General features: G+C 47.8%; 23 protein-coding genes. 5 read left to right on the top strand and 18 right to left on the bottom strand.

Going from position 1 to position 24,288, the window contains the following annotated elements:
* Positions 1-5 precede the first annotated feature (5 nt).
* Positions 6-941 carry a YbgA family protein gene (locus CWE15_RS02175; RefSeq protein WP_126756409.1) on the bottom strand — a complete coding sequence of 312 codons (936 nt, stop codon included), beginning with the start codon at positions 939-941 and terminating at the stop codon, positions 6-8.
* Positions 942-1,102: 161 nt separating this feature from the next.
* On the opposite strand from CWE15_RS02175, the gene CWE15_RS02170 reads away from it, so the two are divergent.
* From CWE15_RS02170 to CWE15_RS02160, 3 genes are all read left to right on the top strand, one after another.
* Positions 1,103-1,681, top strand: coding sequence for an LON peptidase substrate-binding domain-containing protein (locus CWE15_RS02170; protein WP_157980697.1), 579 nt, complete (start codon positions 1,103-1,105; stop codon positions 1,679-1,681).
* Positions 1,682-1,768: 87 nt separating this feature from the next.
* A complete protein-coding gene (locus CWE15_RS02165) occupies positions 1,769-2,362 on the top strand; it encodes a sigma-70 family RNA polymerase sigma factor (protein ID WP_126756844.1) in 594 nt (197 codons plus the stop codon).
* A complete protein-coding gene (locus tag CWE15_RS02160) occupies positions 2,352-3,020 on the top strand; it encodes a ChrR family anti-sigma-E factor (RefSeq protein ID WP_126756407.1) in 669 nt (222 codons plus the stop codon). Before CWE15_RS02165 ends, CWE15_RS02160 begins: the two co-directional genes overlap by 11 nt.
* Before the next feature lie 35 nt (positions 3,021-3,055).
* Here the strand turns inward: CWE15_RS02160 and ihfA are convergent, their stop codons facing one another.
* From ihfA to thrS, 7 genes are all read right to left on the bottom strand, one after another.
* Positions 3,056-3,355 carry an integration host factor subunit alpha gene (gene ihfA, locus CWE15_RS02155; RefSeq protein ID WP_126756406.1) on the bottom strand — a complete coding sequence of 100 codons (300 nt, stop codon included), beginning with the start codon at positions 3,353-3,355 and terminating at the stop codon, positions 3,056-3,058.
* Position 3,356: 1 nt separating this feature from the next.
* Positions 3,357-5,747 carry a phenylalanine--tRNA ligase subunit beta gene (gene pheT / locus CWE15_RS02150; protein WP_126756405.1) on the bottom strand — a complete coding sequence of 797 codons (2,391 nt, stop codon included), beginning with the start codon at positions 5,745-5,747 and terminating at the stop codon, positions 3,357-3,359.
* Positions 5,748-5,759: 12 nt separating this feature from the next.
* On the bottom strand, positions 5,760-6,740 hold the full coding sequence (pheS, locus tag CWE15_RS02145) for a phenylalanine--tRNA ligase subunit alpha (protein WP_126756404.1): 981 nt from the start codon (positions 6,738-6,740) through the stop codon (positions 5,760-5,762).
* A 133-nt stretch (positions 6,741-6,873) separates the two neighbouring features.
* Positions 6,874-7,233 carry a 50S ribosomal protein L20 gene (gene rplT / locus CWE15_RS02140; protein WP_126756403.1) on the bottom strand — a complete coding sequence of 120 codons (360 nt, stop codon included), beginning with the start codon at positions 7,231-7,233 and terminating at the stop codon, positions 6,874-6,876.
* A 15-nt stretch (positions 7,234-7,248) separates the two neighbouring features.
* Positions 7,249-7,446 carry a 50S ribosomal protein L35 gene (gene rpmI / locus CWE15_RS02135; RefSeq protein ID WP_126756402.1) on the bottom strand — a complete coding sequence of 66 codons (198 nt, stop codon included), beginning with the start codon at positions 7,444-7,446 and terminating at the stop codon, positions 7,249-7,251.
* A gap of 85 nt (positions 7,447-7,531) precedes the next feature.
* Positions 7,532-8,068: a translation initiation factor IF-3 gene (infC, locus tag CWE15_RS02130; protein WP_126756401.1), complete on the bottom strand. Its 537-nt coding sequence runs from the start codon at positions 8,066-8,068 to the stop codon at positions 7,532-7,534.
* Between the two features lie 20 nt (positions 8,069-8,088).
* Complete coding sequence (gene thrS, locus CWE15_RS02125; protein WP_126756400.1) at positions 8,089-10,005, bottom strand: threonine--tRNA ligase; 1,917 nt, start codon at positions 10,003-10,005, stop codon at positions 8,089-8,091.
* 222 nt (positions 10,006-10,227) lie between these two features.
* Here thrS and CWE15_RS02120 point away from each other — a divergent pair, with 222 nt between their 5' ends.
* Positions 10,228-11,112, top strand: a complete 885-nt coding sequence (locus tag CWE15_RS02120) for a DMT family transporter (protein WP_126756399.1) — start codon at positions 10,228-10,230, stop codon at positions 11,110-11,112.
* On the opposite strand, the gene CWE15_RS02115 is transcribed toward CWE15_RS02120, so the two are convergent.
* On the bottom strand, positions 11,090-11,719 hold the full coding sequence (locus tag CWE15_RS02115; RefSeq protein ID WP_126756398.1) for a riboflavin synthase subunit alpha: 630 nt from the start codon (positions 11,717-11,719) through the stop codon (positions 11,090-11,092). The two genes, CWE15_RS02120 and CWE15_RS02115, sit on opposite strands and share 23 nt — an antisense overlap.
* A 50-nt stretch (positions 11,720-11,769) precedes the next feature.
* Between CWE15_RS02115 and CWE15_RS02110 the strand changes: the two genes are divergently transcribed.
* A complete protein-coding gene (locus CWE15_RS02110; RefSeq protein WP_126756397.1) occupies positions 11,770-12,864 on the top strand; it encodes a DUF3080 family protein in 1,095 nt (364 codons plus the stop codon).
* Here CWE15_RS02110 and CWE15_RS02105 read toward each other — a convergent pair.
* From CWE15_RS02105 to argF, 9 genes are all read right to left on the bottom strand, one after another.
* The gene (locus CWE15_RS02105; RefSeq protein WP_126756396.1) at positions 12,851-13,741 is read right to left on the bottom strand and encodes a diacylglycerol/lipid kinase family protein; all 891 of its coding nucleotides are present in this window, start codon (positions 13,739-13,741) and stop codon (positions 12,851-12,853) included. The genes CWE15_RS02110 and CWE15_RS02105 overlap by 14 nt on opposite strands.
* The gene (cydC, locus tag CWE15_RS02100) at positions 13,710-15,443 is read right to left on the bottom strand and encodes a thiol reductant ABC exporter subunit CydC (RefSeq protein ID WP_126756395.1); all 1,734 of its coding nucleotides are present in this window, start codon (positions 15,441-15,443) and stop codon (positions 13,710-13,712) included. Before cydC ends, CWE15_RS02105 begins: the two co-directional genes overlap by 32 nt.
* Positions 15,433-17,109, bottom strand: coding sequence for a thiol reductant ABC exporter subunit CydD (cydD, locus tag CWE15_RS02095; protein ID WP_126756394.1), 1,677 nt, complete (start codon positions 17,107-17,109; stop codon positions 15,433-15,435). Before cydD ends, cydC begins: the two co-directional genes overlap by 11 nt.
* A 19-nt stretch (positions 17,110-17,128) precedes the next feature.
* Positions 17,129-18,133 (bottom strand): cytochrome d ubiquinol oxidase subunit II, encoded by a 1,005-nt coding sequence (gene cydB, locus CWE15_RS02090; protein WP_126756843.1) that lies wholly within the window; start codon positions 18,131-18,133, stop codon positions 17,129-17,131.
* Between the two features lie 2 nt (positions 18,134-18,135).
* Positions 18,136-19,539, bottom strand: a complete 1,404-nt coding sequence (locus tag CWE15_RS02085; protein WP_126756393.1) for a cytochrome ubiquinol oxidase subunit I — start codon at positions 19,537-19,539, stop codon at positions 18,136-18,138.
* Positions 19,540-19,685: 146 nt separating this feature from the next.
* The gene (locus CWE15_RS02080; protein ID WP_126756392.1) at positions 19,686-20,189 is read right to left on the bottom strand and encodes a peptidase S1; all 504 of its coding nucleotides are present in this window, start codon (positions 20,187-20,189) and stop codon (positions 19,686-19,688) included.
* A gap of 82 nt (positions 20,190-20,271) precedes the next feature.
* On the bottom strand, positions 20,272-22,152 hold the full coding sequence (argH, locus tag CWE15_RS02075) for an argininosuccinate lyase (RefSeq protein WP_126756391.1): 1,881 nt from the start codon (positions 22,150-22,152) through the stop codon (positions 20,272-20,274).
* Between the two features lies 1 nt (position 22,153).
* Positions 22,154-23,374, bottom strand: a complete 1,221-nt coding sequence (locus tag CWE15_RS02070) for an argininosuccinate synthase (protein ID WP_126756390.1) — start codon at positions 23,372-23,374, stop codon at positions 22,154-22,156.
* The gene (argF, locus tag CWE15_RS02065; protein ID WP_126756389.1) at positions 23,371-24,279 is read right to left on the bottom strand and encodes an ornithine carbamoyltransferase; all 909 of its coding nucleotides are present in this window, start codon (positions 24,277-24,279) and stop codon (positions 23,371-23,373) included. Before argF ends, CWE15_RS02070 begins: the two co-directional genes overlap by 4 nt.
* Positions 24,280-24,288 lie beyond the last annotated feature (9 nt).

Genomic DNA, 24,288 nt, shown 5'->3' with positions numbered 1-24,288 from the left:
GTCCTCTATAAAGCGTAACGCAACCCCAAAGCCTGAGGGTAAGGTTGAAAGTAGCTTTGGCCCAGTAAATAAGGTTTTGGATACATTTTTAAGTAGTGCTTTAACAAGGACATAGGGGCACTTAAAGGTTCAACGCCTTGGCGGTAATCGAGGATGACCTGGGCCAAGGCTTCGCGCTCCACGGTAGACAGCTGCTGCTTAAAATAACCCTGAACATGCTGCAACACATTGGTGTGATTGCTCTTTGAAGCGGGTTTAGACAAGGCTTGCATCACTTCCAATATATAATTATTGGTAAAGTTTTCATCCATACTGTCCAGCTCGCCTAACTGCTTGCCAAGGGCGCGGTACATGGACTGATTGTGCGCCAGTAGTAATAATTTATGGCGAGTATGAAAAGCCAAAATATCTTTTTTTGCTAATGGCTGCGGTAAGCTTTTCCACTCTGCATAAACAAACAAGCGAGTGACAAAATTCTCGCGTAAGTGGGGGTCGTTTAGCCGACCATCTTCTTCCATCGGCATTGCCGGTTCAAGTTCACGCAAGCGCTGCGCGAAGACTCCTACGCCCGCTTTACGGTTTGCCTTTTCACCCGGGGTGTACAAACGCACCCGTTCTAAGCCACAGCTAGGCGACTTGGCACATAGCACATATCCGCTTAACCCCTTAAATAAGTCTTTTCTGTCGCTCGCATACTGACTTAAACGGTTGGTAATATCCTCACCCGTACTGGTAATAACGGCACGGGTTTCGCCCGCCTCGTTTTCTTCTAAGCGTATGCTAGGGCGCGGGGCCGGCAGACCAATGCCCATCTCGGGGCAAAGAGGTACATATTCAACAAACTTCCCCAAATTGTTTTGACAAAAGTCTGAAGCCTTATGGCCACCATCAAATCGAACTTTATGACCCACGAGGCACGAACTGATACCTACTTTCACCATCTCAATTTCCTTTTTATTTTCCCTGATGTGTTTGTATACACACTTAGTTATACGCTGAGTGTGAAAAAAAAGATTCCTCTTATGGATCTTTTTCCTTTTTACGATCGTATTAAAAATATGAATAGCAATACACGGGTCACCTGCTGATGGCACAGTCACACATGCAACAAACAATAGCGATTTTGCCCCTGGCAACCATTGTGTTACCGCAAGGGCGTATGGAACTGAGTATTTTTGAACAGCGCTATATTCGTATGGTGAAGGAGTCGCTTCAGGAGAAACGACCTTTTGGCTTGTGTTTCCTGAAAGCCAACCAAGAAGACATGGATAAAGAGCCCGTGTTTCCTTGTGGCACTAAAGTGCATATTATCGATTTTCATGCGCTCGCAGACGGTACCTTGGGTATTACCGTAGAAGGCGATTTCTTTTTTAACGTGAAAAGCATGGTGACTGAAGCGGATGGTTTACATGTGGCTGAGGTGAAATTCTTACCGCCTTGGCCAACACAACTGGATGACACAACGAAACTACAGACCTTGCTTCGCCAGCGGCTTGAAGAGGTGTATGCCACCTACCCAGAAATAGGTGACCTGTATGACGCACTGCCCTCCCATGACTTAGCTTGGTTATGTAGCCGCTGGTTAGAACTGCTACCTCTTTCACCTGAGAAAAAACATGCGCTTATATCGAGTCATAACCCAAAAGAAATAGCGAATTTTCTTAGCCGGCTTTTCGAGTGAGTATAGAACATGTATTTATCCATTGGTAACTTGAAGCTGAAGGCGTAAACTACTATGTATGGTCACTATCAAAACACGACGCACTCTATGACAGCCCATGCCTCCGGTTCGAGCCAAGCGACTTCTGCTGCGCATTTAGCTAGACTTTTGTCAAAGGTTGCAAAAACCCAATGTCGGGTTGCCTTTGCAGAGCTGTTTCATTATTTTGCGCCCCGTTTACAGGCTTATGCCAGCAGCAAGTTCGGCAACGAACAATTAGCCGCTGATCTCGTTCAAGAAGCCATGACGAATGTGTGGCAAAAAGCCCACCTCTTCAACGCAGAGCGTGGTTCGGCTGTAACCTGGGTGTTCACCATTGCTAGGAATACAGGTTTCGACTACCTGCGTAAAAACAAACACCGTTTAACCGACTTAAGTGCAGACGACCTGTGGCCTATCCTCGCAAGCAGCGAAGCGTCATTAGAAAGCGACATAGACCTTGATACGCACCGTCTTCAGCAAGAGCTCGCCCATTACCAACGTCAACTACCCGAAAGTCAGCAGGTTATTTTGCATATGATTTATCAAGAAGGTAAGTCGCAACAAGAAGTTGCAAAGGAACTTGGCATTCCTCTAGGCACAGTTAAGTCGCGAGTTCGCCTTGCCCTAGAAAAAATACGCGAGATGATTCATGAAAATTAAATACCACCCAACGGACGAGCTGATAGAACACTTCACAGCTGGCATATTAAGCCCTGCTTTAAGCGTCCTAGTATCGACACATTTGGACCTCTGTCCGCGCTGTCAACAGGTTAACCTGGAGGTTGAGGAAAGCTTAGCCGAGCAGCTTATTACTACATCGCCCGCCGGAGTTAATACAGCAGACTATGACCAGATGCTAGAGCACATCTTTAATAGCCCGGCTCCTGTACAGCAACCACAGCGTCAGTCGCTGCACAGCTTGCGTGTTAACGGTAAAACCTTTGTCTTACCACCCACGCTAGCTCGCCAATACCAGCGCATAGGCCAATGGAGTCGTATTCCCGGTAAAATGTTTAAAGCGCCCGTGCAATTAGGCTCTGACGAGTGCATTCATTTAATCTATATGGACAAAGGGAGCCGCGTACCTGAACACACCCATAAGGGAAACGAAGTTACCTTGGTGATTAATGGTGTTTTCAATGACGAACAAGACGAATACCGTGACGGGGACTTTGTCATGCTTGACCAACAGCACAAGCACCAGCCACAAACCCAAAGTCACGACTGCCTAACATTAGCAACCCTCGACGCACCTTTGCTGTTTACAGCAGGGTTACCGCGCCTGTTAAACCCGTTTAGCAGCTTGTTCTTTAAATAAATAAGCCCACTGGGTAGTGGGCTTATTGGTTGAACTTAGTCTTCTTTTAAGGTTGCATTTTCAACCCGGGACTTTAGTTTTTGCCCCGGCCTGAAGGTCACGACACGACGTGCAGAAATTGGAATATCTTCGCCAGTTTTAGGGTTACGGCCTGGCCGCTCTGCTTTATCGCGCAAGTCAAAATTTCCGAACCCAGAAATTTTCACCTGTTCACCACTTTCTAACGCAGTTCGAATTTCTTCGAAAAACAAGTCGACTAACTCCTTTGCGTCGCGCTTGCTCATCCCTAGTTTTTCGTACAGATGTTCTGAAATATCTGCTTTCGTCAATGCCATCTTAGCTGTCCCTTAAAATCGCGTTAAATTCAGTTTGCAGTAACGAAACAATTTGTGCAACCGATTCGTTCACATCCGCATCTTCAAGAGTGCGCTCTGTCGCTTGCAATGTTAACGCTATTGCTAAACTTTGTTTGTCTTCAGACAAACTATCACCTTGGTATACATCAAATAAGTGTAGGTCAACTATATGATTTGCGCCAACATTTCTGATTGCATGCAACAATTCGCCTGCGGCAACGTCGCGATCGACAATCACTGCGATATCACGGCGAATAGAAGGGTAACGTGAAATAGTCCCCGCCATTGGAACCGAACGAGTGTCGATGGCACTTAATAGTAGTTCGAAGACAAAAGCACGACCTTTCAAACCAAAGGTTTTTTCAAACTGCGGGTGCAATGCGCCACAGAATCCAACCAAGCTGTCACCGCGGTAAATTTCAGCTCCTTGGCCTGGGTGTAAGGCAGGGTTATTGGCAGCCACAAAACGGTATTCATGTAACTCACCCGTTTGTGCAAGTATGCTTTCCACATGGCCTTTTACCTGGTAAAAGTCCACCGGCTTGTTCCCTTCACGCCAATGTTCGGCTAATTGAGCACCTAGCAGCACGCCACCTATAACCGCTTCCTGGCGAATGCCGTTTTCCGCCTGCTGATCAGGCACAAAGCGAAGACCCGACTCAAACAAACGAACACAGGCTTGTTGACGCTTTTGGTTATAACCTGCTGCAGACAGCAAACCTGGTAACAAGCCTAAACGCATCGACGACATGTCCACTGAAATGGGGTGAGGCAATTCTAACCTTTCTGCATTCGGGTAAAGCATAGCCTGGTGTTTTGGATCGACGAAGCTATAAGTAATAGCCTCTTGGTAGCCTGCGGCTAATAAACGCTGCTGAAACAAAGCTAAAGGCGTTTTCGACTCCGCCGTACGGAACATTTTTAACCGTGCAAGCGGTGCTGCTTCTGGAATTTCGTTATAGCCGTATACGCGGGCGACTTCTTCAATCAGGTCTTCTTCTATGCTTATGTCGAAGCGATAAGCAGGCACTGTCACCTGCCATTGGCCCGTCAGCGCCTCCACGGCAAAACCAAGGCGTTGGAATATTTCGGTTACTTGCTCAGGCGCAATATTCACACCTAACACGCGCGCCAAGCGCTCGGCACGCAAAGTGACTGCGTTTGCTGTCGGCAAGTGGGCATTGTCCTTCGCTTCAACCACAGGTCCGGCTTCACCACCACATATTTCAATGATAAGCGCCGTTGCACGCTCCATTGCCTCAGCTTGAAGCTCTGGGTCAACACCCCGCTCGTAGCGATGAGAAGCGTCTGTATGCAAGCCTAAACGGCGGGCACGTCCAGTAATAGCCTCTGGTGCAAAGAATGCACTTTCTAAAAATACATCTTGAGTCGCTGCCGTAACACCTGTTTCCTGGCCACCAAACACTCCGGCAAAAGCAATCGCTTTTTGCTTGTCCGCAATGACCAGCATATCGCTGTCTAGCTTCACTTTTTGGCCGTCTAGCAAGGTTATTTGCTCGTCCTGATTCGCCATACGAACAACAATTTCCGTATCGAGTTTGGCTAAATCGAAGGCATGCATCGGTTGACCCAGTTCAAGCAATACATAGTTGGTAATGTCCACCACAGGGTCGATAGAACGTATTCCACTGCGACGCAGTTTCTCGGTGAGCCACAGCGGGCTTTCCGCTTGCATATTAACGCCACGAACGACCCGACCTAAATAGCGAGCACAAGCTTCTGGCGCTTCAAGGCGAATAGGCAAGGTGTCTTCGATGCTGGCTTCCACAGGTGGTATTTCTGGTGTTACCACGTCTAAGTTGTTCAGTACCCCTACTTCACGGGCAATACCTCGCAAACCTAAGCAGTCTGCACGGTTTGGTGTTAAGTCCACATCGAAACTGACGTCGTCTAACTGCAACCATTCCCGAATGTCTTTCCCTACTGGCGCATCGGCAGGTAGCTCTAAAATACCATCACTTTCTTCACTGAGCTCTAACTCTGAGGCAGAGCACAGCATGCCATGGGAAGGCTCGCCCCGTAGTTTGGTTTTCTTAATTTTAAAGTCCCCAGGCAATACAGCACCAACTGTGGCAACCGCCACTTTTAAACCTTCACGGCAGTTCGAAGCACCACAAACAATGTCGAGCAGCTCTGGGCCACCCACATCCACTTTGGTGACTTGCAATTTGTCTGCATTCGGGTGCTGCGTGCTCGACTTCACTTCACCCACTACCACGCCAGTAAATGCACTAGCAACCGGCTCTACACCGTCTACTTCTAAGCCAGCCATACTCAGCTGCTCAGCTAACTGCTCTGTTGTTAACGCGGGGTCGACCCATTCACGTAACCACTTTTCGCTGAATTTCATTGTCAAACTCCCTTAACTGAACTGGCGTAAAAAACGTAAATCATTTTCAAAGAAGGCGCGCAAGTCATTCACGCCGTAGCGCAACATGGTTAAACGCTCGACCCCCATACCAAAGGCGAACCCTGTGTATTCTTCTGGGTCAATATTAACCGCTTTTAGAACGTTCGGGTGCACCATGCCGCAGCCAAGTACTTCCAGCCAGTCACCGCCCTTACGGCGCACGTCCACTTCAGCTGAAGGCTCAGTAAATGGGAAATAAGAAGGACGGAAACGAATTTCTAAGTCTTCTTCAAAATAGTGGTGTAAGAAGTCATGCAAAATGCCTTTAAGCTCGGCGAAGTTCACATGAGTGTCCACCATAAGCCCTTCGACTTGGTGGAACATCGGCGTATGAGTTTGGTCGTAGTCGTTTCGGTACACTCGGCCAGGAGAAATAATACGCAGAGGTGGCTTTTCATGTTCCATGGTACGAATTTGTACGCCCGAGGTCTGCGTACGCAACATAGTACTTGGCGTAAAGTAAAAGGTGTCATGATCGGCACGAGCTGGGTGGTTCGCAGGTATATTCAAGGCATCAAAGTTATGGAAGTCGTCTTCTACTTCTGGGCCCTGCTTCACGGCAAAGCCAAGCTGGCCAAAATAGTGTTCAATACGTTGAATGGTGCGCGTAACAGGGTGCAAAGCACCTGGTTCTACAGAGGTTCCTGGTAGAGTGACATCAATGCGCTCTGCTTCCAGCTTTTGGTTTAGCTCCGCAGTAACCAATGCTTCACGGCGCGCATTTAATAGGGTTTGTAATTGCCCCTTGGCAATATTTATTTCTTGCCCTGCTTTAGGGCGCTCTTCCGCACTCAGTTTACCCAAGCCCTTTAACAGCTCAGTCATTTGCCCTTTTTTACCTAAATAGCTTACGCGCACTTCATCCAGATCGGCGGGCGTTTTAGCAGCTTCAATGGCTGCTGTCGCGGCGGCTAAAATAGCTTGTAAATCCATGAATGTCCTCTGTAATGGCGGTGCCAATTCAACTGGCAATTTAGCTCGTATTTGAAGCGCTAAATAATACCAGAAATCAAACAAAAAGGGAGCCATAGGGCTCCCTTCCTTATTGCAAATATCAACTTACTGCTTACGCAGATAAGCCTTCTTTTGCTTTCTCAACTAAAGCTGTGAAACCAGCCTGGTCGTGAACAGCGATATCTGCAAGAATTTTGCGATCGATTTCAACAGATGCTTTTTTCAAGCCATTGATAAAGCGGCTGTATGACAATCCACCTTGACGTGCTGCAGCATTGATACGAACAATCCATAGTTGACGGAATTGACGTTTCTTGTTGCGGCGGTCACGGTATGCATATTGACCTGCTTTAATGACAGCTTGATTCGCAACGCGATAAACGCGACTACGAGCACCATAATAACCTTTCGCCTGCTTTAGGACTTTTTTGTGACGCGCTCTCGCGACGACACCACGTTTTACTCGTGCCATTTGCTATCTCCTCTCTTAAGCGTACGGTAACATGCGGTCAATAAGTACAACATCATTCTGATGTACCATTGCAGTTGCACGAAGATGACGTTTACGCTTAGAGCTCTTCTTGGTCAAAATATGACGCAAGTGAGATTGCTTACGCTTGTAACCGCCTGAAGCAGTTTTCTTAAAGCGCTTTGCAGCACCTTTTTTCGTTTTCATTTTTGGCATTACATATACTCCGCATTGAGTTGCCAAGTGAGTTACAGGGTGAAGGGCCGAACTGGCACCTTACTTGTGAACCGCTGCTACTTCGTTATTTTCCAGGAGCCAGAACCATTACCATCTGACGCCCTTCAGCCCGTCGAGGGAAAGCCTCGCAGTTTGATATTTCGTCTAGATCGTTTTTAATACGCTCTAATAACTCAATACCAATCTCTTGGTGTGCCATTTCTCGGCCACGGAAACGCACGGTGACTTTCGCTTTGTCACCTCCCTCAAGAAAGCGACGCAGGTTGCGCAGTTTTACCTGGTAATCGCCCTCATCTGTGCCAGGTCGGAACTTCACTTCCTTTACCTGAATCTGTTTCTGCTTTTTCTTTTGCTCTTTTTGCTGTTTGCTTTTTTCGTATAAGAATTTGCCGTAATCCATCACTCGGCACACAGGTGGCTCTGCGTTGGGGCTAATCTCGACTAAGTCGAGGCCTGCTTCGGCAGCCAGCTCTAAAGCGTCATTAATAGCAGTTACGCCCCGTTGCTCGCCTTCCGCGTCTATTAAGCGTACTTCGGCAACAGTTATAGCGTCATTAATCCGGGTTTTATCGGCTTTTACGCCTTTTCTTCCACCTTTAATGTTTTATTCCTCCAGCAATATTAAGAAATTGTACGCGATGCCACATCATTGCTCAGGGTTTCAATAAACTCAGCAATAGACAGTTTTCCTAGATCTTCACCTCGGCGCGTACGCACGGCCACTTGTCCTTGTTCTACTTCTTTGTCTCCAACAACTAACAAGTAAGGCACGCGTTGTAAAGTATGTTCACGGATCTTAAATCCTATCTTCTCATTTCTCAAGTCAGCTGTCGCGCGGAATCCGTTCTTTTTTAACTCAGAAACGATATTTTCCACATATTCAGCCTGTTTGTCCGTAATATTCATAATGACAACTTGATTCGGTGCCAACCAGGTTGGGAAAAAGCCTGCATATTCTTCAATAAGAATACCCATAAAACGCTCTAAGGAACCCAAAATGGCTCGGTGTATCATAACGGGCACATGGCGTTCGTTATCTTCACCTACATAAGTAGCTCCTAAACGACTTGGCATAGAGAAGTCAAGCTGTATTGTACCACATTGCCAGGCTCTACCTAAACAATCGAATAAAGTAAACTCAATTTTTGGCCCGTAAAAGGCGCCTTCGCCTGGCAAGTACTCAAAGTCAATGTCGTTTGACTTCAATGCTTCTGCTAATGCAAGCTCTGCTCTGTCCCAAACTGCATCGTCACCTAGACGCTCGTCTGGTCGAGTGGACAGCTTCACTACAATGTTTTCGAAGCCAAAGGTACGGTACATTTCGTAAACCATACGAATGCAGTCTGCCACTTCCTCTTGTACTTGTTCTTCTGTACAGAAAATATGAGCGTCGTCTTGCGTAAAACCACGCACACGCATTAACCCATGCAAGGCACCCGATGGCTCGTTACGGTGACAGCAGCCAAACTCCGCCATACGCAGTGGTAAGTCGCGGTAAGACTTCAGGCCTTGATTGAAAATTTGTACGTGGCCTGGGCAGTTCATCGGCTTCACCGCATATTCACGGTTCTCGGACGCCGTTGTAAACATCAAGTCTTGGAATTTGTCCCAATGGCCTGAACGCTCCCACAATACACGGTCCATCATTAATGGGCCTTTCACTTCTTGGTAGTCGTACTCGTTCAGCTTTTCCCGTACAAACTTTTCTAGCTCTTGGAAAATAGCCCAGCCATTGTGGTGCCAAAACACCATACCTGGCGCTTCTTCCTGCCAGTGGAATAAGTCTTGCGCTTTACCAATTTTGCGGTGATCACGCTTTTCAGCTTCTTCCAAGCGTTGTAAATAGGCCTTCAACTGTTTTTTGTCTGCCCAAGCAGTACCGTAGATACGCTGTAACATTTTATTGTTGGAGTCGCCACGCCAATATGCACCCGCTACTTTCATTATTTTAAAGTGCTGGCAAAAAGACATATTCGGAACGTGTGGACCACGGCACATATCAATGTATTCTTCGTGGTGGTACAGACCTGGACGGTCATCGCGAGCGATGTTTTCGTCTAAAATTTCTACTTTATAGCTTTCGCCACGCTCAACAAACACTTCCCGTGCTTCTGCCCAGCTTACTTTCTTTTTAATAACAGCGTAGCCAGTTTTCGCTAGCTCTTTCATACGCTTTTCAAGCGCATCCAAGTCATCTTGGTGCAAGGGGCGGTCAATATCTACATCGTAGTAAAAACCATTGTCGATCGTTGGGCCAATGGCCATACGTGTTTCTGGCCACAACTGCTTTATGGCGTGACCCAGCAAGTGAGCACACGAGTGGCGAATGATTTCTAGGCCCTCTTCACTTTTCTGGGTAATGATTTCAAGGCTAGCGTCGTGCTCAATCAGGTCACACGCATCGACCAGCTCGCCATTAACACGACCAGCAATGGTCGCTTTGGCTAAGCCTGGTCCAATATCTTGGGCAACATCTAAAACGGAAACGGCATGGTCAAACGCACGTTGGCTACCATCAGGAAGAGTAATTACTGGCATGGAGATAAATTCCTTTATTGACAGTGGTGACACCCACCAAGTGCCACTTGTACACGTTCAGACTGCAATAACACACATGGGTCATTCTAGACAGCCCAGTAAAGAGCAGCATACTATACAGAATTTCGCTATTAGTAGCAATTACAACCCCGGCCAAAGGTATGAAATAAAGTAAGAACCGAGTACCCTACAAACTCTCGTGTTTTTACTTTGTAGGCGCTTGTGTTGATAGGACAAATTGCAGCATTGTCGGCGGCTTTTTTATGGGCCTTAGCCACCCTTCTTTATAGTAAAAGTAGCCATCATTTGTCAGCCGTACAATTGAATTTAGTAAAAGGCTTGGTGGCCTCTCCTTTATTACTTTTCGGTGTTTTTGCGTTACCAGGGCATAGCTGGGAAGGCTGGAGCCAAAACACCTGGCTCCTTATGACAGCCAGTGGCGTGATTGGTATTACATTAGGCGACAGCTGTTACTTTGCTGCATTAAGGCGGTTAGGCCCTGCCCATACTATTTTACTCGAGTACTTAGCGCCGCCCCTAGCGGCGTTGTTGGCTTGGTTGGTGTTATCCGAAAGCTTAACCTTATGGCAAATGCTGGCCAGCCTTATTGTTATTTTGGGCGTGCTTTTGGTTATTACCGAACGTCAATTAGGTAGTCCCATGCGCCTAAGCCGCTCGGGCTTAGCGTTTGCTATAACGGCAGCTGCCTGCCAGGCTACTGGGCTGGTCATGGCCTTTCAGGGGTTTGCTTTAAGCCAGGTGTCGGCAGCAGAAGCTGCATTCGTACGTTTACTCGGCGGCACTTTGGTACTGACTGCAGGTATTATGCTGTTCCGCCCACGGCTGATACCGGGCACTTATAAATCGCTAAAGCAAAGCCCGTTCTGGCCCTTGTTAGTGGCCATTGTCATTGGCACTTTCTTAGCTATTTGGTTACAGCAAATGGCGGTAGCCTACGTAACTCCAGGCATTGCGCAAACGTTATTGTCCACAGCGCCTTTGTTTATGCTGGGTTTAAATGTTTTTCGAGGACAGCGCGTCAGCATCCGCGCTGTTATCGGTACCCTCATTGCTATGCTGGGTATTAGCTTGTTGTTTCTGCTCTAGCCAACACCTGCTTCACCGTTTCTACAATGGTCAAAGTTTGTGTGTCCACCTCAATATTCAGCGCTGTGCCTACCTGCGCTTCTCCTAAATTTGTTCTATCCAAGGTTTCAGGTATTAAGTGCAGCCAAAAACCCTGGTCCGTGACTTCACCTACCGTTAAACTAGCCCCATTCACGCTGATAAAGCCTTTGGGGAATATGTATTCAAGCCACTTTTTATCCAGCTCTAAATACAGCCGGCAATTGTCGTCACTGTCATGGCGTTCGGCTAAACGTGCCGTGGTATGAATATGACCCGACACGATATGACCACCCAGCTCAGTCCCCATCGTCAGCGAGCGCTCAAAGTTAACCTCATCGTTTACCGCCAGTGCGCCCAAATTGGTTAGGCGCAACGTTTCGTCGATAACATCAAACTCCACTGTGCCAGGCTCTGTGCTGGTATGAAATGCGGTCACCGTTAAACAACAGCCATTAATTGCAATGCTTGCACCTGTTTCCAAAGCTTTCAAGTAGGCTGTAGGAGCAGCGATAACCAGCTTTCTAAATTGCTCCTTGTCTAAGATCGCGCTAACCTGAGCCTTCGTTTGTACAATACCTGTGAACATAAACACCGCCACTAAAATGAAAAGCCAATTCGATACAGGACTCAATAAAAATGAAGTACATATCGAAAATAATGCAGGCAAGTGTACCTAACTCTGGCCTTTGCTGCTATATCGCTCGCTGCAGCTTTTTTCTTTTGGCCCTGTTAACGGTTGCTTGCAGCGACTCGCAAGAAGCCTTGATGGAAGACTACAGCAAACGTATTGAACGCTTGTCACAGGTGCCCGCTGTCCATAGCGTCCAGGTGCTACACCCAGTCCCACCCCAAGTGAGCGAGTTACGAAAAACACTTCCCGATGTGCGCATTTCATTGCTCGATAGTTTTCGTTTAAGTAACTGCCGACTCGGTCAGGTCGTGGCAGAGCGAAATAGCTCCTTAGGAAAGGTTATGACGCCCGCCAACCAGTTATTGTATGAGGTGGAAGTGACACGAGCCCTACGAGATTGTTTATCGCAGCCTGCCAACCTTTCCCAGCAACTGAAGGAAGACTTAGCAAGTGCATTAGCCAGCAAAGAGCGCAGTCTTCACTTGGCAATTCATAATTTTTTAACCACCGACGACATTTGGCGCCAGCAATTTCGAGTCGGCTCAAAAGGTTTGCCTTTGCACAACCAAGATGACTTTACCAACACCTATATCGCAATAAGTTATTTTGCCCACACACTGACTCTGCTAGCTGAAAGTCCGTACCACGTAGATCTTGACCTCAGCTCTTGGCACACCCATGTGGAAACTTTGCATCGCTCGCAGTTTTTGCCAGCCTATTGGCGCACCCTGGCTTATATGCCGGCGCAGCTCGATGCCATTTCTGTGCAGTTACAGCAGGCACGATCGCACATTGGGTGCAGTCCTGTGGCTAGGCCCCAATCAGCAGAGTATATGCACAATGTGATGATGAGCCTCTATATTGGTCAGTTGCAGCCTGCCTTGGCCCGCTGGCATCACTACGGACAACAACTAGAGCCAGAGCTTAACCAACTATTGGCGCTGGTTCAGAAGAATGCATGGCGTTCCCATGCGCAGGCTCTTGGTTTGGGCGCTGTCCAAAAGCTGCAAGAAAGTACCCGCCAACATACCAAACAATGGCAAGACCTACTGCAAGCGTGCCGCTTAACGCCCCACGGCAACCCCATTAACGGCGCATAGTCAGTCGTTGCGGTATACTGGTGATATGCGCAGGTGTGCAGCCAATGTACTCTCCATCCGCTTGCATGGGCACACCTACTGTTTCTATATGTAATTTGTTTAACTGACCTTGAGTCACAATCTTGTTACGTATGTGCTTCCCTGTGTAGATCGACGCAAATGACCACAGCTTTGTCACCAAGTTACATTCATTTATATGTACCCAAGCTAACTCACCGGAATCATGCTGGGCATGGGGAGCTATGTGCATGCCAGCTCCGAAATATGGTGAATTAGCCACGACTAAAAGCAATGTAGACTGATTTTGTATAGGCTCGATGTCTGTTGGAGCATCACGATACTGTATCGGAACTCCTCGATAGCGGAAAAGTTGCCGCAACGCACACAACAAATAAGTTAATTGCGGCCACCAGCTTTTACTTCCCGCTAAACGCTTGGTTAAATCACCATCGAACCCCACCCCTACAGAATTAATAAAATAACGGTCATTCACGCAGCCCACATCCAATGGCTCAGGATCGCCATATACGGCACAATGGATCACCGCATCAATTGGTTGTTTCGGGATAAGCCAACCGCGAGCAAAATCATTACCTGTGCCAGCTGGGACTAGGCTGAGTACTGGCGGCTTCTTCAATAGAGCCAGCGCATTAACAACTTGGTGCAGGGTTCCATCTCCACCAACTACAATCAGGTTGTCAGCCCCTGCGAGTTGCTGCTGAATACTCGCTGCAGTGGTCTTTAAATCTGCGTCTGTTGCCAGCAAGGTATAAGACCGCTGGGCCGCATCTAAAGCCTGACAGAGCCTTTGTAGTCGTTGCCCTCGTGTTCGTTGTGGAAGCGGGTTAAACACCACCAGGGTGTTCGTTTGATTCATGCGCAAGGCCCTTCAAGCAATATTCACTCAGTTGTTTATTGACTAACCTATACTGCTTGTGAGTACCAGGCAATACATTCGTATCATGCGCAAAATAAATCACCGTGCGTCCCTGTAGCCAGGACTGTATTCGAACTTTAATCAGCGATTGCGTTGCGTTATCAACCCCGGTAAATGGCTCATCAAGTAGTACGAGAGCGGGATCCGTCAGTAACACACGTGCTAAAGCTAAGCGCCGTGCTTGCCCGCCAGACATTAACTCTCCTTGCTCACCTAACCAGGTATCGAGTCCTTTGGGTAACGCATGTACCCAGGTGTCTAGGGCAACCCAATGCAGCACTTGCCAAGCGTCTTGCTCTGTCAGCTTTGGGTTAGCCAAGCGCAAGTTTTCCCAAAGAGTGCCATTGACTATATGGTTCCGTTGGGTCAAATAACTAATCAGCTGAGTGCGCTGGTTCACCTCTAAACTCTCTAGAGAATCCCCCTTCCAATATACACCCAGCGTGTCGCTTTTTATCAAACTTGCAATGTGGTCTGCCAAGCTACTTTTACCTTCTCCTGAAGGAGCACATATAGCAACATGCATTCCTTGGGGTACATGCCAATATCGCATATCAAATAGCACCCGTTGCCGCTGCTCAATATAGACAGGCGCAAGCAGAAGCCCGTCCGACTGGTGCGGTATACTTGGCTCTGACAGGTCATGTGGCTGCAAGCTCTCGTTCGGTTTTAGGGCCCATCCATTCAATTGTTTCGCGGCGTACAGAATATCGCCCCAAGTATTGGCTTGAGTGGCTAGTGGCATAATTAAGTCGCCCAAGGCGAGCACGGTAATTGGCAACATCACAGCCACAGGACCTGACAGTTGCTGCTCCTGCCATAGGTTTACACTCACAACCGCCGTTAACAGTACCGCAACTTGATGCAACACTTGCATCACACTCTGACAAATATGCATACGCTGTAACCGTTGCTGGCGTACCTGATGGAATAATTTTTGCTGGGCTAAAAGCCGCTCTTGGTACTGCTGGCCTAAACCCCAAGCAACCAACTCAGGAAGGCCGTCAACAAAGTCCAGCGCAATATGCCGCGTCATTTCATCGGCATGTTGCTCTTTTTGGGCATAACGTAACGACACACGTAACGGCAGTACCACGCCAAATAGCCCGATAAGTAGCAACAAGAACACTAAGCCAAGCGCCAGCATTGGTGTCCAAATAGCAACAAATATAACCACCGCCGAAGTCAGTAATACTGCAGAAGCTAAGGGAGTGAGGAAACGTAACCAAAGCATATCGAGAACATCTAGGTTACGAGTTAGCCGATGAATCAGCAGACTTGTTTGCTGGCCATGTAACCAACGTACATCTCGTTGACTCAGTTGGCTAAATAGTTTCACCCGCCATAATGTTTGTATTTTTAGCACGGCATCGTGTTGTATTAATCGTTCTAGGTAACGCCCAACTGTACGTGTGACTGCAAACAACCGTATGCCAGCACCCGGCGTATATATGTTTACTAATACACCAAAACCCAACACACCAGCGAACGCCGATGCAGTAATAAACCAACCACTTAACGCAAGTAAACCGATTCCCGAAAAAGCGGCTAACAGGCTAAATAAAAAGCCCAACACAAGTTTTTTGCGGGCGGGCTGTAAAGCCTGTAACCAGGGTTTAAGCAGCTGCCAACTATGCTTCATGTAGCTGCCCCTCTTTCAATTCAAACGCCTGTGCTGCCCAATCAGCTAACAAGGCATCATGACTGGCCACAATGACAGTACGATTAGCTTCCAATAAACAGTTTATTGCGTGCATAACCTCAAGAGCACTTTCCTCGTCTAAGCCTGCTGTGGGCTCATCTAATAAAACCAATTGCGCCTTACTCAGCAACACTCGTGCTATCGCAACTCGGCGACCCTCACCACCTGACAAAGCCGTACCTTGCGTGCCAACAAATGTGCCTAAACCCTCCGGCAACTCTTGTAACAAATAGTTTAAACCCACTTGGTTTAACACATCTTCTAGTTGACTATCGGTTGCTTGAGGTGCCGCTAGCCTTAAATTATCAGCCAAACGTTGATTCCCTATAAAAGGGGTTTGCGCTAAATAAGCAACGGCTTGCTCTGTCATCATTCGACCACGGAACTGTAGGTCACGAGTCAATTCTGCTTCTACTTCTAGCAAACCAGCCAAGCTTTTAAGTAGCGTAGACTTGCCCGCACCGGACGCACCTGAAATCCAAATAAGCTGGCCTGGCTTTGCCGTGAAGCTCACATTCTTTAAAACGATCCCACGCCCCTCATACCGGACCGTAAGCTCTGTGACGACCAGTTGACCATCCACTTGCAGAGGGCGAAGCTCCTGCTTGCTGTCGACTTCATTTAGTTGCAGCCCAAAACGAGCAAGCTCTGCGGCAGCGCCAACAGCCGCTGCTCGATCATGATAATAAGAGGACAGCGTACGAAGTGGCTGAAAGAACTCGGGGGCAAGCATGAGTACCGTTAAACCAGTAAACCAGGTCATACGGCTAGCAGGACCTATTTGGTAATAGCCAAGAAGGGCGAAGCCGACGTAAATTGCCACAGCCGCAATAGCAACCGCAGTAAAAAACTCCAGTACAGCAGACGACAAAAAAGCGACACGAAGGGTCTTCATATTTAACTGGTGCGACTTTTCACTAGCCCGCCGTACTTCATCTTGGGCTTGTTCTGTTTGATTGAACAGCTTGAGTACAGTTACATTTCGAAGCCTATCAATAAATAAGCCTGAAATACGTCGCATTAATGCAAAGTGCTGTTGATTCACACGATCCGCTCCCATGCCAACTAATGCCATAAACACAGGGATAAGAGGAGCTGATAGTAATAAAAACGTGCCGGCTATCCAGTCGAGGTAAAAAACAACGGATAAAATAATAAGAGGGACAATAACAGCGAGGCTTAATTGGGGTCTGTAGCGAGAAAAGTATGGGCCAAGCACTTGCATTGGTTCACCTACGAGGCTGGCTTGATCACGTACAACCCCTCGCCCAGCAGCATATTGCCAGCCTTGCGCTAACCAACTTAAGGCTTGCTGCTCACTTTTCAGCGCTAGCTGCAGAGCGCATTTTTCTTGTTGGTAAAAGCTAAGTCCCCTCACAACCAATGTCGCTATCAGTCCGAAAGCAAGCCAGATTAATTCAGATGGAGTAGCCGCCGAGCCTATAGTTGAACTGAGTAAGGCTGCTAGTAACACCACATAAGTAACCGTCATCAAGCCTTGCAGTAACGCCCAGAAGGTCACCCGACGCACATCTTTCTTTAAAACAAATAGCAAGCGCGCCAATAATAGGCGCGCTTGCTCTCTTTCTACTTCTACTTGTTTCAAAATAACTCAACTTATTTGATTAATGGTAGCCTTCGCCTTTTTTTACTTTACCTCGGAACACCCAGTAGGTCCAAGCTGTATACATCAGCACAAAAGGAATCACAAAGAGCAAGCCGAGCAACAAGAACAACTGGCTTTCGTGTGCAGACGCGGCATCCCAGAGAGTATATGTCGGTGGCACCACATAAGGAAACTTAGAGGCAAGCAAACCAAAATAGGTCATAACAAACAAACCGAGCGTCGCTACAAAAGGTTTGCCGTCTTGCTGCTTACGGACTGCGTTAAATAGCCACCAGGCAAAGCCCAAAGTAATCACCGGCAGCAACCAAAGTGGTGTTACACCGCCAAACCAGCGCTGGTATACAAAGTCGTCCACAAAGGGGGTCCACACACCGATCAGCCCAAACACAACAAGTACAGCCATTAGCAGTACGAGAGACACTTTATAAGCCCACGCTTGCAGCTCGCCTTGCGACTTCAAAATAAGCCAAGTTGAACCCAGCAGCCCATAACCGGCGACAATGCCTAACCCGGTTAGTACCGAAAAAGGGGTTAGCCAGTCAAAGGCTCCGCCCGCGTATACGCCATCGACCACATGAAAACCCTGAATATAACTGCCTACCACAGCTCCTTGGGCAAAAGCCACCACAATGGAACCAATCGAAAAGGCCCAGTTCCACAAATAACGCGAGCGTTTCGCTTTAAAGCGGAATTCAAAGGCAACACCGCGGAAAATAAAGCCTGCTAGCATAAGAAACACGCCAATATACAAGGCGGGCAGCAAAATGGTATACACCCGCGGGAAAGCAGCTAACAGCCCTGCGCCCCCGAGAATCAGCCAGGTGCCGTTGCCGTCCCATACAGGAGCTACGGAGTTCATCATAACGTCACGAGACTCGTCGTTTGGAGCAAACATAAACAAAATACCTTGCCCTAATACAAACCCGTCCATCATGACATACATAATAACACCAAAGGCAATAATCATGGCCCAGATAATAGTTAAGTCAAATACAGGTTCCATCATTATTTAGCCTCCTCTATTTCCCAGCTGGCTTCCGCAGCTGACATAGGTCGTTTTGCCTTGCGGTTAAGTTGTTCACGCTCCACAGCTTCATTACTTGGTGCTCCTGTGTAAAGCACACGCATGAGGTAATACACGCCCGCAGTAAAAATAATGCCGTATACAATGACGTAACCTATTAAAGTGAATAACGCCATTCCTCCAGTAAGAGAAGGTGTAACGCCTTGTGCCTGTGTCATTTGTCCATACACAAGCCAAGGTGAACGACCAATTTCGGTGACAAACCAACCTGCTAGTACCGCGATAAAGGGAGACAGGCTCATCCACCTTAGGCCATGCAGGAATGGTTTTGAAGTAGCAAAGGCACTATTGCGGCGGAGAACAAGACCAGCAATAGCAAACAGGACCATTAACACACCTATTCCAACCATAATGCGAAACGACCAAAATACAATTGCTACAGGTGGTTGTTCATCCACAGGAACGTCTTTCAAGCCAGGTACTTCACCATCCATATCGTGCGTTAGAATTAAACTGGCTAACTTAGGTATACCTATTTCAAAGTGGTTTGTCTGATTCTTTTGATCAGGAATAGCAAATAAAAGGAGAGGAACCCCCTTACTTCGCTCCCAGTTTCCTTCCATCGCTGCAACTTTTGTTGGCTGGTGTTCCAATGTATTCAGGCCATGGAAGTCACCAACAACGACTTGTGCTGGGGCAGCGAATAAAATAAGCCATAAGGACATGGACAAGGTTTTTTTATGTAGTGCAGTATCTTTTTTGCGCAATAAAAACCAAGCACTAACGCCTGAAACAACAAAAGCTCCCGTTAAAAAAGAAGCTAGTATCATGTGCAAAAAGCGGTATTGCAGTGAAGCGTTAAAGATAGCTTCACTCCAGCTTTTCACATAGTAAAGCCCTTCATTCATTTCCACGCCAGCCGGGGTTTGCATCCAGCTATTGGCGGAGAGAATCCAAAATGCTGAAATAAAGGTTCCTACCGCAACCATAACAGCAGACATAAAATGAATACCTTGTGGTACTCGGTCGCGGCCAAATAAAAGCACACCTAAAAATGCAGCTTCAAGGAAAAAAGCAGTAATGACTTCATAGCTTAGTATAGGTCCTAAGAAGTTTGAGGTAACCATTGAAAAGTTACTCCAGTTTGTTCCAAACTGGAATGCCATTACAATGCCAGACACCACGCCCATACCAAACACTACAGCGAATACTTGAATCCAAAAACGCGATAACCTTTCCCACGCGGGGTTACCGGTTTTAAGAGACAAGCCTTCAAGTACTGCTATAAAAGAAGCAAGACCAATAGTGAACACTGGAAAAATAGCGTGAAATGAGACAACAAATGCGAACTGTAGTCGCGATATGAGTACAGGATCGAACTCCATAAGACTCTCCTATATTATTGATACCTAATATAGAGTAGCTCAAATTACTCAACGTTACTTAATTTTGATCAATCTTTTATAAAAAAAGCCTACATTATAAAAATAAACTGTAGGCTTTCCTTTACACGTGCATAAAATGCACGCTTTTAATCCATTGGGTTTAACTCTGAAATATGCAACGTAGCAGGAACTATGTCGCCACTACCGTACACACCCACCCAAATGTCATACTGGCCGCCGTCTGGCTGCTCAAAAATAATCATAGGGTTCAGGCCCATGGCATCATCATTACAATGCCAACGACCGTCTGGCCCACTCACTACGAGAGTTGTGTCTTCATTTGAAGTCACATATAAGTGCAAGTCGAGTATGCTGCCACCTTCATAGATTAAGGTCACATCTGGTGCGCTGTTATTAATATAACCAGAACACTCATCGCCCAAGCGCGTTGCTTGGTTTTGTCCACCGGCTTGTAAGTCATAGGACCAAGGGTCTGGCGTAAAGCCTTCGCTTAGGGTGACCGTTTCAAACAAAGCATCGGCCCGCCAGTTCGGCTGGCTCGACGCTACTCGGGTTTGGCTAAATGCCGCACCACTTACCAACACCCCGGCCAAGACAAGCGAGAATGCTGTTTGATTAAACTTAGTCATGTTGTTCTCCATGCTAATTTTTGAAGTTGGAATGACACATCGTTTTCTCAGTAAACAACATTTCGCAAGAATCAGATGCCTTTTATATTTGTATGGTATTTATCACTTTTTTTCCAGTGCTTTTTAACCAAAACTCCAAACCTGTTTCATCACACGCGTGCTTGCGAGGGCAATATTCGCAGTCCTTCATCACCTTCTCTGGCCAGGTGCTTTTATCGGCTTGAGTAAAACCTAAGCGAACAAAGAACCGGGGCTGGCGGGTTAGAACAATCACTCGCTGTATGCCAAGTTGCCGTGCTTGGTTCAGTGAAAACTGGACAAGCTCTGCGCCTAGTCCCTTACCCGTTTGCTCTGGCTTTAATCCAAGCGAACGGATCTCAGCTAGGCCTGTACCGTACACGTACAAAGCACCGCAACCAACCACTTCACCGTCACATTCGGCCACAGCAAAGGTGTGTATGGCCTGCATAATGTCTTCCGTTTTACGGGGTAAATGCTCTCCTTTGTCAGCCCAATAACGGATCAAGTCCACAATGGCAGGCACATCACTTAAATTTGCTTGCCGAACACAAGTAAAGCCTGCACGTTTCCCCTGAAAACGTAACTTTGCTTGACGTAAAGCTTCGCTAACTTGTTTTGGTGCTGTGCCCCCAAGTACATTTCGACGGGCCAAGGATGCTTCTAAGCTGAGGGCTTGGTACACGTCTTCTTGAATGAGTTGGCTCCCTTTTTGTAGCTTCTCGAGGCTTAGTTCCTCCAAAGCCACGCCTTCTTGAATGGCGGCCATCACCAGTTGACCACTTACTTCATGAGCATCACGAAAAGCCATTCCACGGTCTACTAGGTAGTCGGCTAAATCAGTGGCATTGCTATACCCTAAGCGGGCTGCGCTTTCTGCCTTAGCAGCGTCCACAGAAAGCTCAGGGATAACGTAGGCAAGAATGCTTAAACATTGGTGCCACTCCTGCAATGCGTCAAAAAAACCTTCTTTGTCCTCTTGCATATCTTTGTTGTACGCAAGCGGTAACCCCTTCAGCGTTATGAGCATAGCTTGTAAATGACCAATAACCCGTCCACATTTACCGCGAACCAGCTCAAACACATCGGGGTTTTTCTTTTGGGGCATCAAAGACGAGCCGCTAGCAACCGCGTCGCTGACAGTAAAAAACCCCGCCTCGCCAGAGGCATAAAAAATAACGTCTTCCGATATGCGCGACAAATGCACCATGGAAAGGCTGGCAACACTGAGCAGCTCCACCACAAAGTCGCGGTCTGAAACGGCGTCTAAGCTGTTGCGGCAGGCCCGTGAAAAACCGAGCGCATGCGCTAACTCTGTGCGGTTAATAGCAATACCCGAGCCGGCCAAAGCCCCGCTCCCTAACGGCGAAATATTCATGCGCGTGCTGGCTTCTTGCAGCCGCTGGAAGTCACGCTCCAACATTTCCACGTAGGCAAGAGCCCAATGGGCAACCAAAACCGGCTGCGCCCGTTGTAAATGCGTATAACCCGGCATCACCTGATGTTCATAACGCTCAGCAAAGTGCAGCAGCGACTCTATCACACCGAGCAGGGCCGTCCCTGCCTGCAGCGAAGCCGACAAGGCATATAAACGCAAGTCGGTGGCCACCAAGTCGTTACGGCTACGGCCCGTGTGGAGTTTCCTTGCTACTAAGCCAATCCGTTGTTCCAAAATAGACTCAACCCAGCCGTGAATATCTTCTGCACCCAAAGCCAGTGGCAGCTCAGGATTTGCCGCAATATCTGTTTGCAGCTGGGCCAACCCTTGATGTAACAATTCCATCTCATCGACGCTCAGTACCTGCTGTTCATGCAACACGTCTACCCAGGCCTGACAACACTGCAACTCGAAAGGCGCTAGCTTATAGTCGAAGCGCAGCGAGTCATTAAAGTTGCGGAATTCTTGCGCGGTCACGCCCGAAAACCGCCCTCCCCACATGGTCATATTAGTCTCCTTGTGTGAGTGCGCGAATCCGCGACGGCAGACTAAATAACCGAATGAAGCCTGCGGCGTCTTTCTGGTCGTACACATCGTCGGCCTCGAATGTTGCAAAGGCTTCTGAGTACAAGCTAAATGGCGACTGACGACCTTCGACACTCACCTGGCCTTTGTAAAGCTTTAAGCGCACTTCGCCTGTCATGACGGTGGCTAAGCTTTGCACACCCGCTAGCATCGCCGCGCGTACGGGTGTAAACCACTGGCCGTCATACAACAAGTCGGCCAACTTCACACCCAGCTCTTGCCGAAAACGCAAAGAGGCGCGGTCTAAAACCAGCTGCTCAAGCCCCCGCAAGGCGGTATACCAAATGGTGCCTCCCGGTGTTTCATAGCAACCGCGAGATTTCATGCCAACTAAGCGGTTTTCCACAATATCGATACGGCCAACCCCATGTTTGCTACCCAGTGCATTGAGTTGTTCTAAGGCTGCCACCGCAGACATCTCTTCACCGTCAACATGGGTTAAAGATCCGCCCTGAAAGCCTAAGGTAACCCATTCGGCAGCATCCGGCGCTTGCTCCGGGGCTGTACTCATTGTCCATACCTGATCGCTCGGAGCTTGCCACGGATCTTCCAGTTCCCCCCCTTCATGGGAAATATGCCACACGTTCGCATCGCGGCTATAAATTTTAGTCAAAGACGCCGTTGTCGGGACGTTTTTACTGGCTAAGTAATTTAATAAATCCTCTCGCGAATGCATATCCCACTCACGCCAAGGAGCAATAATCGTTAATTCGGGTGCAAGTGCAGCCACGGTACTTTCAAAACGCACCTGGTCGTTGCCTTTCCCCGTGCAACCATGGGCAATCGCATCAGCTCCTAGTTTCATAGCGAGTTCCACTTGCGCTTTGGCAATCACAGGGCGTGCTAAGGCCGTACCCATTAAGTATTCGCCCTCATACAAGACACCTGCTTGCATGGCTGGGGTAATGACGTCGTTCACCATTTCTTCTTGTAGGTCCACCACATAGCAAGCAGAAGCACCCGACTGAATGGCTTTTTCTTCAACGCCCTCAAGCTCTTCAGCGCCTTGCCCAACATCGGCCACGAACGCGATGACTTCGCAGTCATAGTTGTCTTTTAGCCAAGGCACAATGGCCGAGGTGTCAAGGCCACCGGAGTAAGCCAAAACGACTTTATTGATAGAGGTATTCTTTGGCTGGCTCATTGGTTTTTCTCCTTGAACATGGTGTGTAAAACGGCCTTTTGTACATATAATCTATTTTCTGCTTGTTGCAAGACGGTACTTATTGGACCATCGAGCACTTCGTCTGTTACTTCATGGTTTCTGTGTGCTGGTAGGCAGTGCAGCACTGTTGTGGCCTGCAGCCGCTCGACTAACGCTTGATTTACCTGGTACGGCATAAATATTTCGAGGGTTTCTGCTTCTGAGCGGGTGTCACCCATTGAAATCCATGTGTCTGTGTACACCACGTCCGCATGCTGTACTGCGTCTAAATCAGTACCTAATTGAATACCGTGCTCAGGGTAGTGTTTATTTAGCTCCGCCATAAATTCTGCACGTGGCGCAAACCCCGGGGGGGTTATCACCGTGAGTTTAAGGCCTAAAGCAGCCGCTCCAACCATCAGGCTTTGGCATACATTATTTCCTTCGCCCAAATACAAAATATCAACTACACGCAAGTCAACCGGGTAACGTTCTTGAATGGTGAGCAGGTCCGCTAAGGACTGACACGGGTGGTGCTGGTCACACAGTGCGTTAACCACAGGCAAGTTCGCCGCCGTCAGTTGCTTTAAGGTGTTGTGCTTAAACACCCGGGCAACAATAGCGTCGGTCCAGCAACTTAAATTACGAGCAATATCTTCGACACTTTCACGCTGGCCTGGCTCGATCATCTGGGCGTCTAAGTAAATGGCTTGGCCACCGAGCTGTTGAATACCTACTTCAAAACTAACGCGTGTACGTAAGCTTGGTTTTTCAAAAACCATAGCCACTGACCGCCCTTTTAAGCATTCAGTGTAGCCTTCAGGGTGTGCTTTTATTGCACTGGCCGTTTTCAGCAGCTGTTTTATTTGCGCTGCGGATACATCAAATAACGACAATAAATTCATGGTTTTACC

This window comes from Aliidiomarina taiwanensis (genome assembly GCF_003987015.1).
In the GTDB taxonomy this organism is placed as follows: Bacteria; Pseudomonadota; Gammaproteobacteria; order Enterobacterales; family Alteromonadaceae; genus Aliidiomarina; species Aliidiomarina taiwanensis.
Note: the sequence above shows the minus strand (reverse complement) of the source record. Positions and strands in the feature narration are given on the sequence as shown.